Genomic DNA, 11,107 nt, shown 5'->3' on the forward strand with positions numbered 1-11,107 from the left:
TATTTTAAGTAAGCTTTAATTCTCCTAGTTGATCAAGTAAATAAAAAATCCAATTACACTAAATTATTTATACTCCCTTTATAACAGGTCAAATAAAAGAATTTGAAGGAAAAACTTCAGAAGTAGCAGCTTAAAAATAAATCCACCAATAAAATTAGCTACTTTTATTTGTCATGCCCAAAATTAATATTTCTTTAATAAAAAAAGAACTCAATAGTTATGGTTAACTTCTAAAAAGTCCCACAACTAGCGAGTTCTTTTTATTCATGAGCTAAAATTGTAAAATTAGCTATTTCCCGACAATCCCTTAATGTTTAGATAACTGCCTTTACACTATGCCATTCTATATCTTCATCATCATTATTACATAAATCGTATCTTATATTATGCCATTCTATATCTTCATCATCATTATTACATAAAATATTATTGCTATTAATGTTTGAACTAATTACAAAAATAAATAAAAGCAACAAAATACCTAAAAATATTTTTTTCATTTCCTCTTACCTCCTCCCTATTTTAAATTAAAAAGATTGATATAAATCCCCTTTTATATTAAAATAAAAATAATTGTATATAAATTATAGTATTATATTTTTTAATATTTTTCAATATTTTAATAATATTTATTTTAATTAAGGGGAGGGATTCTATGGCTTACAATTTGTTTTCTTTTGGAAAAGCTGTTAGGAGTATTAGAAAACAACATAAAATATCTCAAAAAACATTAGCCCTTGAAACAGGGTTAAACCTCTGTACCATTAGGAAAATGGAAAGTGGTGAAATAATCCCTCCATTTGAAGCTTTGGATAAATTATCTAAATTTTTCAAACAAGATATTTATCTTATATTATCTAGTTTTAGTATTGATGACAACACTTTATACCAAAAAACTATAGATAAAATAGATAGCATTATTGATAAAAATGATTATATAGGATTAGAGTTGGAAATTAACAGTCTATTAAACTTACTGACAGTTATCAAAACTTCATACCATAAAAGTTTAGTTAATCAATTAATTTTTTTTATAAAAGGTCTTATATGTTATAACAAAAAAGAATACCAGGAAGCTTTAATAAATTTTGTTAAAGCTATAAGTATAACAACAGATAACTTTGACTTAGATAAGTTTAGAAACTTCTATTATTCGTCAATGGAGATTCGTATTTTAATGAACATAGCTTTCATCTATCATAATATAAATGAAGGTGATAAATACTTAGAAATAATGCTTTTTTGTTTTGATAAATTAAAGGATAAAAAAGATCCCCTTTTCCCTAAAATATGCCATAATCTAGCTACAGCCTTTAAAAGAAAAAAAGATTATAAAAATGCCCTAAATTACTATGATTTAGGTATAAGGTATTGTCAAGAGCAAAAAGAGTATGTAGGATTAAGTATTTTATATTATGGAAAAGGGGTTACTCAATATTATTTAAATGATAAACACTATGTGAGTTCCTTTAATATTGCGGTAAGTCTTTGTGAAGGATATAATCAACTTTATTTTAAGGATAAGATTATACGTAACTGCCAAAATTATTTCAATTGCAAATACTCCCCTGAATTTAACTGCTTTAAATTAGCAGAAACCCCACATACTTAGTTTATTTTAATAAGCATAACTTAATTTTATAACATTAAAAAAAGCATGATTTATATCCGATTAATAAATCATGCTTTTTTCTCTTTTTATTCTACCTATTTTAAATTTAAGATTTGTCTGGCTTGTTCTACAGTGGCTACTGGTCGACCTAGGATTTTTGCTAAAGTAACAATTCGCTCTACTAGCTGAGCATTGGATTTTGCTAATACCCCTTTTTCATAATAAATATTATCTTCAAAGCCAACCCTTACATGACCTCCTAACAAAATTGCAAAATTAGCTAATGGTAATTCATGTCTTCCTATACCAGCTACTGTCCAAGTAGAACCCTGGGGTACCATGTTTTTAAGGAATAACAATTCTTCAATTCCTGCCGTTAAGCCTCCCGGCACACCTAAAACAAAATCAAAATGTAATGGTAGCTCCAATAATCCCCTTTTAACTAAAGCTAAAGCATTGTTAATCATTCCACCTTCAAAAACCTCAATTTCTGGTTTAACTCCATATGCTTTCATAGCTTTGGCAAAGGCAACTAAATCTTTAGGTGTATTCATAAAGACATCATTACCAAAATTAACAGTTCCAGTAGTTAATGTTGCCATTTCAGGACGGAGAGACAAAGGGGCGATTCTTTCTTCTACCGGCGTTCCTACTGCTCCTCCAGTGGAAATTTGAATTATACAATCACATTTCTCTTTAATTAACCCTATAGTTTTCTTAAAAATTTCCACAGATTGGGTTGGTTTCCCTTCCTCATCTCTGACATGTAAATGAATAATAGATGCCCCTGCCTGATAACATTCATAGGCTGACTGGGCAATTTCCTCTGGAGTAATTGGTAAATTTGGATTTTGATCTTTCGTAACTTCAGCCCCTACTAAGGCAGCGGTAATAATTAAAGGCTGCATTTCATTTACTCCTTTCTGAACCTCTGTAATTCTAAAGGAACAACACATGTTCCAGTGGCACGACATACCACTATTGGCTCTTCTAAAACTTCTGCACTAGATGGTGCTCCTCCAACCAACTGTCTTATTACTTTTTTAGCTTCAAATTTCATTTTACGGGATGTACGACCAACTGATGTAATTTCTCCCACAGCTTCAATGTAATCACCAGCATAAACAGGTGCTAAAAATTCCACCGAATCATAAGCTACAAAAAGTCCTTCATCGCCATCATGTCTAATCAGCAATTCGGTAGCTACATCACCAAAAAGCTGTAGCATTTTAGCACCATCGACTAATCCTCCCCCATAGTGAGCATCATGCTGACTTATTCTTACTCTAATCATCCCTTTTTCCATAGTATTTTACCTCCCTTTTTTATTCCCAATAAAATTCTAAACTATCACCGGGTTTTACTCTATCGGCGAAGCCTGCTTCTAAACCATTTTTCTTAATTCTTAACATCCCTTTAGGCTGTGTGATATCAAAATTTAGTTTATCAAAAACATCGACTACTAAAGGTTTTTCTTTATCTAAAAATATAGATTCCCCATTTGCAATAACTGAAAAACCTTGAGTATGCTCTCCTTTATTTTCATCAACTGATATTTTACTAAAGGTAATATTTTGAGGAATATTTAAGATATTCTTTTGGGGATTAAAAAATTCTATATCTTCCGTTATCTTTTTATTATCTACATAAATATCCAAATCATCTAAAGAATGGTCAATAAGTTCCTTTAAACTATTAATATATTCAATTTCAATTTTATCATTGTTTTGTAAAATATATCCAGGTTGTACGTTTTTTCCATTTACTTTTATCTTTTTTATTAGGCTCTTTTTTACGCCATTTAAATTTACATAATAATTATAAGGTTTTAAAATATCTTGTAAACTCATTTTTACCTTAGGTGGATTTTGGGGCATTACCACTTGGATGCTATCACCTTCTGTAACTTCATGTTCAAGGCTGGTTTGTTTGCCATTTAAATATATTTGACCTGGATAACCTTTAGAACCTGGAATTACCACCTTTTCTCCCATGATAAAATATATGAAATCTTCTTGTCTAATACCTTTGAGAATTTCCTCCACTTTAATTCCTGCTGTAAATAAACACTGGGCTACATTTACCCTCTTAGGGTTAAAAATAGCTATTTCTTCATCATTGACTTTGACTTTTATAAAGTTATGGAAACTATTTTTATCGGCAACTGCTGCAATCCCTAAAGGTGTAATTATTTCTGGACCCTTAAGTTTACGGGAGTTTATCTTTACATTTTCTAAATTTTCCCTATATCTAATAGCTACCCTTTCTAAAGGTAAATTTAATTTTTCCGCCAATTTTTGTCTAATAGTTTCAATTTGACTCCCTCCCCCTACACAAAAAACAGCACTGGGAGCTTTCCCATTTAATGCTATAATCTCCGCAACTATTTCCTCAGTAATTTCCTCAACCCCAGGTTTTATCACCTCTAAAAACTCTTCATAGGATATTTCCCTTTTAATTCCTAATATATCAATAATACTTGCCTTCTTTTTATTACATAAAGTTATTTTCAACGATTCTGCAGTGGCAAAATCTATCAAATACTTTTCCGCTAAAAGTTCAGTTATTTTATCCCCTGCTTTTTGTACCATACCATAGCCTATAACCACTCCACCTTTAGAAATGGCGATATCTGATGTTCCTGCACCGATATCTACTAATGCTAAATTTAACATCCTTAACTTTTGAGGGATTGCCATTTCGATAGCGGCTATAGGCTCTAAAGTTAAGGATTGGATAGATAAATCAACCCTTTTTAAAACTTCAAATAAGCTATCTACAACTATATTAGGTAAAAAAGTAGCTATAATCTCAATTTCTGCTTCTCCCCCCTTTTGCCCTTCTAAAAAATCTATATTATAGCCATTGATTTTATTGTTTAATACACTGTAACCTACACAATAAAGGGGCTCTTGGGGAAATTTTTCCTCAATTTCTTTTTTACAGTTTAATAGGGCTTGAACCTCTAACTCTTGGATATGTTCTTTTGTTAACAAAGGAATATCTTTAAAATTCCTATAACCTCTACCTTTAACAGTCCTTAACGCCCTACCAGCTGCAGCAATTGCTACTTTTGTTAACTTTCTCCCTATTTTTTTCTCTAAAGCAACTTTAACTTCCTTTACTACTTCTGCTACTTTAGGAATATTATGTATTTGTCCATCTCTCATCGCTCTATCTTTGTGTACTGCTACATGGTGGGCTAAAACCATTAACTTTTCATTTTGGATTTGGCAGATTAAACCCATTACTGTCCTTGTACCAATATCTAAAGCAAAAATTACATCAGCTTGGGAATTATTCGTTGCCATAAAATCATCACCTTATTTTCATTTTTATTATTATTTCTCCAAAAAAACTTTTTTTCCTGCATTCCTTAATAATTTAAAAAGGCATAATTTATTGATTTCCAATAAACTATGCCTTTTAGATGTAAACAATCTATCCTTTAAAGGGTTCTTTGATTAACTCTATATTGGCTGCTGCTAATATTTCTTCACTGAGTTTATCAGGATAACCTTCGGCAAAAACCACTTTTTTTATCCCACCATTTATTATCATTTTAGCACACAAAACACATGGTTGATTCGTTATATAAATGGTAGCTCCTTTTATGGATATCCCATGCATTGCTGCATGAACTATAGCATTTTGCTCTGCATGTAATCCCCGACACAGTTCATGCCTTTCACCAGAGGGAATATTAAGATCTTGTCGCAAACAACCTATTTCACTACAGTGGGGCAAATTGCTAGGTGCTCCATTATAGCCACTACTTAATATTCGCTTATCTTTAACAAGCAATGCTCCCACTTGTCTTCTTAGACAAGTGGAGCGTTTTGCTACTACATGGGTAATTTCCATGAAATATTGGTCCCAACTAGGTCTGGTGTTTTTATTTGGTTCCAAAGAGTCTATCACCGGCATCACCTAAACCTGGCACTATATAACCATGTTCATTTAACTTTTCATCAACTGCTGCCACATAAATATCTACATCGGGATGGGCCTTTTGGACAGCTTCTATTCCTTCAGGGGCAGCAATTAAACACATCAGCTTAATATTTTGGGCTCCCCTTTCTTTTAAAAACTTAATGGAAGCATTGGCAGATCCACCTGTAGCTAACATTGGATCAACTACTATTAAATCCCTTTCAGCTATATCAGTAGGAGTTTTACAGTAATATTCTACCGGTTGAAGGGTTTCTGGATCCCTATATACTCCGATGTGGCCTACTTTAGCTGCAGGTATTAGTTTTAATATTCCTCCTACCATACCTAACCCGGCCCTTAATATAGGTATAACTCCTATTTTTTTACCAGATAGGGCTTTTGTTGTCGCTTTACATACAGGGGTTTCTATCTCCACATCTTCTAATGGTAAATCTCTGGTAATTTCATAGGTTAATAATAAAGCTACTTCTTCTACTAATTCTCTGAACTCCTTTGATCCTGTGTTTTTATCCCTAATAAATGTTAGTTTGTGTTGAATTAAGGGATGATCTAATACTTTTACAATTCCCATGCTACGACCTCCTAATTTTCAATCAATCTATATTATTTTAATACAAAGGAAAGGTTTTGCAAAGGGTTTCAACTCTTTTTTTACAACTTTCCATTATTCCTTGATCATCACTATTCCTTAATACAGTAGCAATTATATCTGCTAACTCTTCCATTTCCTTTTCTTTAAAACCTCTAGTAGTAACAGCAGGGGTTCCTATTCTTATACCACTGGTAACAAAGGGGCTTTCTGGATCGAAGGGAATAGTGTTTTTATTTACAGTAATTCCTATTTCATCTAAGATATGTTCTGCAAACTTCCCTGTAATATGCAAATTCCTTAAATCTAATAACATTAGATGGGTATCGGTACCATCTCCTACCAATTTTATACCTCTATCCATAAAGGCTTTGGCTAAAGCTTTGGCATTTTTAGTTACTCCCTCCATATATTCCTTAAATGAAGGTTCCATAGCATCTTTTAAAGCAACAGCTTTAGCAGCAATTACATGCATAAGGGGTCCACCTTGTAATCCAGGGAAAATAGCTTTATCTATTAATTTTTTATATTTTTCTTTACATAGAATCATTCCTCCCCTAGGTCCCCTTAAAGTTTTATGGGTAGTTGTTGTTACAAAATCAGCATAAGGAACAGGGCTTTGATGTAAACCAGCGGCAACTAAGCCTGCAATATGGGCCATATCCACCATTAAATAAGCTCCTACTTCATCAGCTATTTCCCGGAATTTAGCAAAATCTAAACTATGGGGATAGGCACTAGCTCCTGCAACAATTAACTTAGGCTTAATTTCTAAAGCCAATTCCCTTACTTTTTCATAATCCACTTTACCTGTTTCTTCATCTACTCCATAAGGATGGAAATTATAGTATATTCCTGAAATATTTACTGGACTGCCATGGGTTAAATGTCCACCGTGGGATAAGTTCATACCTAAAACATTATCCCCTGGTTTTAAGATGGCGAAATATACTGCTAAATTTGCTGAAGCTCCTGAATGGGGTTGTACATTGGCATGTTCGGCCCCAAATAATTCTTTAGCTCTATTTATTGCTAATTCTTCCACAATATCAACATACTCACAACCACCGTAATATCTTTTACTCGGATATCCCTCTGCATACTTGTTAGTTAAAACAGAACCTTGTGCTTCTAAAACTCCTTTACTAACAAAATTTTCTGAAGCAATTAATTCAATCTTATTCCTTTGTCTCCAAAGCTCCTTCTCTATAGCCTGATAAATTTCAGGATCAACTTTTTTTAAATTTTCCATATGACTAACTCCCTTCCCTTGTATATTTTGCTCTTTCTCCACCTATTAACTTAGGTCGAGTTTTTGCCCCAGTAACATAAGCCTTACCAATAAACCTATTATTAAATCTTAAAGGTACTACTACAGGTTTTAAATGCATGCCAATCAAAGTTGAACCGATATCTATACCAGCTTTTCCTTTAGCCATAATAGTCTCAACTACCACAGGATCTTTAAAACTTTTTATTCCTTGAGCAGCCAAAGCACCACCAGCTTTAGCTACTGGAACCACTGTCACTTCCTCTAATCCATATCTTTCCATTGTTTCCCTTTCAATCACTAAAGCTCTGTTTAAATGTTCACAACATTGGATAGCTAAACTCCATTTTCTTTCTTCGGCTTTCTCTAAAAGGGCTTTCATTATAGCTTTTGCTACATCCTCATTAGAAGATGTCCCTATTTTTTCTCCGATTACTTCACTGGTACTACAACCTACAACAACAATATCCCTTTCTTTAAGATCTGCTAAACTATGTAATTCATCTAATAAATCCCTAACCTGTTGATATATAGTATTATCCAAAAAATATCACCTCCACATATCTTCTATTTCTTTAATTTGATCTATCCGCCTTTGATGACGTCCTCCTTCAAATTTTGTTTCTAAAAATGTTTTTACTATCATTTTAGCAAGCCCAGGTCCTACTACCCTTTCTCCTAATGTTAGCACATTGGCATCGTTGTGTTCTCTAGTGGCTTTTGCTGAAAAACAGTCATGACAGTTTGCTGCCCTAATCCCCTTTACTTTATTGGCGGCAATGGCTACTCCGACCCCCGTACCACATACTATTATAGCGAAATCACAATCCCCTTTTACTACACTTTCTGCTGCAATTTTGGCATATTTGGGATAATCAACACTTTCTAAACCATGGCAACCAAAATCTTGATATTCTACATTTAACTCTTCTAAATACTCTTTAATTATTTCTTTTAAATTATATCCTCCATGATCACTGGCAACAGCTACTTTCAAAGTTAATTCCTCCTCGAATTATGTTTTTAATCTTGTTTTCATTCTAACATATTTATTAAATTCTTTTAATAGTATATAACAAAAATTTGGGGCAGACATAATAGCCTGCCCTTAGTATATGCAACTAAACTGTAAATTTATTTACTAACTCTTTCAGTACTCCTGCCACCTCTGCTAAAGATTGGGTAGCGGCAGTGATTTCTTCAAGACTTGCCGTTTGCTGTTGGGTAGTAGCTGCAACTTCTTCACTAGAAGCAGACGTTTGTTCAGCAACATAAGCTACTTGTCGAGAATCTGCCACCACTTCTTCTACTTCTTCAGACTGTTTCTGGGCAGCAGAATTAATTTCAGTAATAGATTCAAGGGTGATTTTAGAAATTTCTAAAATTACATCCAATGCTTTATTGGCGGTATCTATAAGCTCTAACTGACCTTGAGCTTTAGAAGATTGGCTGTTAATGGTTTGAGCTGTTTTAGAAATTTGGCTTTGAATTCCACTAACAATTTTTTTGATATCATCTGCCGCTTTCCTTGTTTCATCAGACAGTTTTCTTACTTCATCGGCTACTACTGCAAAACCTCTACCATGTTCCCCAGCCCTAGCAGCTTCAATGGCTGCATTTAAAGATAAAAGGTTAGTTTGAGAAGCTATTTCTGTAACTACAGTAATAATTTTACTAATTTTTTGTGCATCCCTTTCCAACTCATTGATATTATTTGAAACTTGGATATTCCCTGCTACTATTTCTTTTAGGGCAGAAATAAGTTCTACCATTATTCGGGTATTTTCTTCAATGGTTACTACCATTTCTTGATTAACCTTTGTTGCCATACTTGCCCTTTCTGCGATATCTTTAGCCATAACAGCAACATTGTTAATTTTTTCTACAACCCTTTGACTAGCTACTGTTTGCTGCTCAGCACCTTTAGCCACTTCTTCTACCGTTGTTGCTATTTGCTGAGAGGCAATGGCAGCTTCATTTGCTGCAATACTCAATTCTTTTGCAGTTTTTTCAGTGATTTCTGCAGATTCTAAGGAATTGCCGATTATTTCTTTTAAAGAATTTACCATTGTATTAAAAGCTTTAGCAAGTTCACCAATTTCATCTTTTGTCTTAACTTCAAAATTTTGAGTTAAATCACCTGCTGCTATAGCCCTAGCACCTTTATCTAGTATTCTTAACGGAGCAAAAGTTTTCGTCACAAATAGCAAGGTAATTATAATTGCAGCTAATGCTAAAAGAAAGGCTATTTTTATTATATTTTTAGCCATCGCTATAACTGGTTCTAACAATTCATCCTTCCCTTGGAAAACAACTGCTTGCCAGTTAAACCCAGGGACCCTTGAATGGGCTGCTAAATAAATTCTACCATTATCTTCAAATTCAATATTCCCTTTCCCTTTCTCCGTCATTTCTTGCCAAGGTAAAGAATCCTTTAAATTTAATTTATTATAAACTCTAGCATTTTCCCTGTGGGAAATTATTGTTCCAGAACTATCTAAAATCATAGCTCCACCTGTAGATCCTAAATTATATTGATAAATATAAGTCCATAACATCCTTATGTTATACTCAACTTCAAAAACACCTATTATTTCATTAGTATTATAGTCATAGACCGGACTAGATATAATCATTACTGGATTATTTCCAACTCCTAAGAAAAAGTCTGTTTTATGTACTTCCCCTCTTTTAGCCTTATCAAAACCTTCAACTGACCTATCCCTTTGTTCTTGACCACCAGATGTAAATACCCTAGTTCCTTCTAAATCATAAAAAGTCATTCTATTTATTCTATTATCTTCTATAGCCATACTAAGGAAATACCTTCTAGCAGTAACAAAATCCCCTTTCCTTAAATCTGGTAATTGGGAAAGATAAGAACTAAGGCTTTCCAACTCCTTAAGATAATCAGTGATGGCGTTACTTAAACGTTCCGCCATTACCAATTGGGTTTCTTCTGCTTGTCTAATAGTATGGGAATAAAAAGAGGGTAGTGATACACCTAATAAAATAGCAACGGTAATCAACACTGCTCCAACACTAATTGTAAGAGTTTTTCCATATAAACCCTTAAAATTTGGTTTTTTAAATTTAAAATTAGGTCTTTTAAAAGAGAAATTTACTTTATTAATCTTAAATTTTTTATACCCCTCATTTTTCTTTATACCCCTCGCTAATTTTCCCTTGACTGACTGATACCATTTTTTTACCTTTAAAAACAAACTTCTCTGCCTCCTTTGTTTCCATTATGGGTATAATAAAATATAATTCTATATAAATTTATTAATTCCTGCAAAACTACTTTTTTTAAAATAAAAACAAATATTCTATAAAATTAAAGGGCTTTATTGCAAAACAATAAAGCCCTCAGACTTAAGACAAACTATAGACAAAGTCATCATCAGCTGTGGTAATTAAACAAAGATACGATTAAGTCGAGGAGTTAGATTTAAGAGCTGATTAGATAAAAGGAAGAAGGGGTGAGGAACAGGACGTTCCGAAAGCTCTATTGAGCCATGGACGGCGAATTAGAGCGGTACCCTTCTTCCTTTTAGATAGAAGCCAAAAATTAGACGGAGACTTTGTTAGAATGTTTAATTACCACAGTCTTTTTAAAATGACTTTGTCTACAAACTAAGGCTTTATTGCAAAAACAATAAAAGCCCTAATTTTTACTTTC

11 protein-coding genes are annotated in these 11,107 nt (G+C 33.1%); 1 reads left to right on the plus strand and 10 read right to left on the minus strand.

Going from position 1 to position 11,107, the window contains the following annotated elements:
- Positions 1–314 precede the first annotated feature (314 nt).
- A complete protein-coding gene (locus BMX60_RS10205; protein WP_091351365.1) occupies positions 315–500 on the minus strand; it encodes a hypothetical protein in 186 nt (61 codons plus the stop codon).
- A 155-nt stretch (positions 501–655) separates the two neighbouring features.
- Here BMX60_RS10205 and BMX60_RS10210 point away from each other — a divergent pair, with 155 nt between their 5' ends.
- Positions 656–1,612, plus strand: a complete 957-nt coding sequence (locus BMX60_RS10210; protein ID WP_091351366.1) for a helix-turn-helix transcriptional regulator — start codon at positions 656–658, stop codon at positions 1,610–1,612.
- A gap of 95 nt (positions 1,613–1,707) precedes the next feature.
- Here the strand turns inward: BMX60_RS10210 and kce are convergent, their stop codons facing one another.
- The 9 genes from kce to BMX60_RS10255 all read right to left on the minus strand — a co-directional run bounded on the left by kce (position 1,708) and on the right by BMX60_RS10255 (position 10,649).
- Positions 1,708–2,520: a 3-keto-5-aminohexanoate cleavage enzyme gene (kce, locus tag BMX60_RS10215; protein ID WP_091351367.1), complete on the minus strand. Its 813-nt coding sequence runs from the start codon at positions 2,518–2,520 to the stop codon at positions 1,708–1,710.
- 5 nt (positions 2,521–2,525) lie between these two features.
- Positions 2,526–2,918 (minus strand): 3-aminobutyryl-CoA ammonia lyase, encoded by a 393-nt coding sequence (gene kal, locus BMX60_RS10220; RefSeq protein ID WP_091351368.1) that lies wholly within the window; start codon positions 2,916–2,918, stop codon positions 2,526–2,528.
- 19 nt (positions 2,919–2,937) lie between these two features.
- Complete coding sequence (locus BMX60_RS10225; RefSeq protein ID WP_091351369.1) at positions 2,938–4,923, minus strand: cell division protein FtsA; 1,986 nt, start codon at positions 4,921–4,923, stop codon at positions 2,938–2,940.
- A gap of 130 nt (positions 4,924–5,053) precedes the next feature.
- Positions 5,054–5,521 carry a deoxycytidylate deaminase gene (locus BMX60_RS10230; RefSeq protein ID WP_278276556.1) on the minus strand — a complete coding sequence of 156 codons (468 nt, stop codon included), beginning with the start codon at positions 5,519–5,521 and terminating at the stop codon, positions 5,054–5,056.
- On the minus strand, positions 5,508–6,137 hold the full coding sequence (upp, locus tag BMX60_RS10235; protein ID WP_091351371.1) for a uracil phosphoribosyltransferase: 630 nt from the start codon (positions 6,135–6,137) through the stop codon (positions 5,508–5,510). The genes BMX60_RS10230 and upp overlap by 14 nt, the downstream gene beginning before the upstream one ends.
- 37 nt (positions 6,138–6,174) lie before the next feature.
- Entirely contained in the window at positions 6,175–7,407 is a 1,233-nt protein-coding gene (locus tag BMX60_RS10240; RefSeq protein WP_091351372.1) for a serine hydroxymethyltransferase, read from the minus strand.
- 4 nt (positions 7,408–7,411) lie between these two features.
- Positions 7,412–7,969: a TIGR01440 family protein gene (locus tag BMX60_RS10245; RefSeq protein WP_091351373.1), complete on the minus strand. Its 558-nt coding sequence runs from the start codon at positions 7,967–7,969 to the stop codon at positions 7,412–7,414.
- 6 nt (positions 7,970–7,975) lie between these two features.
- A complete protein-coding gene (rpiB, locus tag BMX60_RS10250) occupies positions 7,976–8,422 on the minus strand; it encodes a ribose 5-phosphate isomerase B (RefSeq protein WP_091351374.1) in 447 nt (148 codons plus the stop codon).
- Between the two features lie 124 nt (positions 8,423–8,546).
- Positions 8,547–10,649, minus strand: coding sequence for a methyl-accepting chemotaxis protein (locus BMX60_RS10255; protein ID WP_091351375.1), 2,103 nt, complete (start codon positions 10,647–10,649; stop codon positions 8,547–8,549).
- Positions 10,650–11,107: the final 458 nt, after the last annotated feature.

Origin of the sequence: Anaerobranca gottschalkii DSM 13577 (assembly GCF_900111575.1) — a bacterium.
GTDB classification, from domain to species: domain Bacteria; phylum Bacillota; class Proteinivoracia; order Proteinivoracales; family Proteinivoracaceae; genus Anaerobranca; species Anaerobranca gottschalkii.

What these genes read in the sequence shown, in the direction of transcription:
- BMX60_RS10205 (WP_091351365.1), bottom strand. Translation starts at nt 500, where the DNA reads ATGAAAAAAATATTTTTAGGTATTTTGTTGCTTTTATTTATTTTTGTA.
- BMX60_RS10210 (WP_091351366.1), top strand. Translation starts at nt 656, where the DNA reads ATGGCTTACAATTTGTTTTCTTTTGGAAAAGCTGTTAGGAGTATTAGA.
- kce (WP_091351367.1), bottom strand. Translation starts at nt 2,520, where the DNA reads ATGCAGCCTTTAATTATTACCGCTGCCTTAGTAGGGGCTGAAGTTACG.
- kal (WP_091351368.1), bottom strand. Translation starts at nt 2,918, where the DNA reads ATGGAAAAAGGGATGATTAGAGTAAGAATAAGTCAGCATGATGCTCAC.
- BMX60_RS10225 (WP_091351369.1), bottom strand. Translation starts at nt 4,923, where the DNA reads ATGGCAACGAATAATTCCCAAGCTGATGTAATTTTTGCTTTAGATATT.
- upp (WP_091351371.1), bottom strand. Translation starts at nt 6,137, where the DNA reads ATGGGAATTGTAAAAGTATTAGATCATCCCTTAATTCAACACAAACTA.
- BMX60_RS10240 (WP_091351372.1), bottom strand. Translation starts at nt 7,407, where the DNA reads ATGGAAAATTTAAAAAAAGTTGATCCTGAAATTTATCAGGCTATAGAG.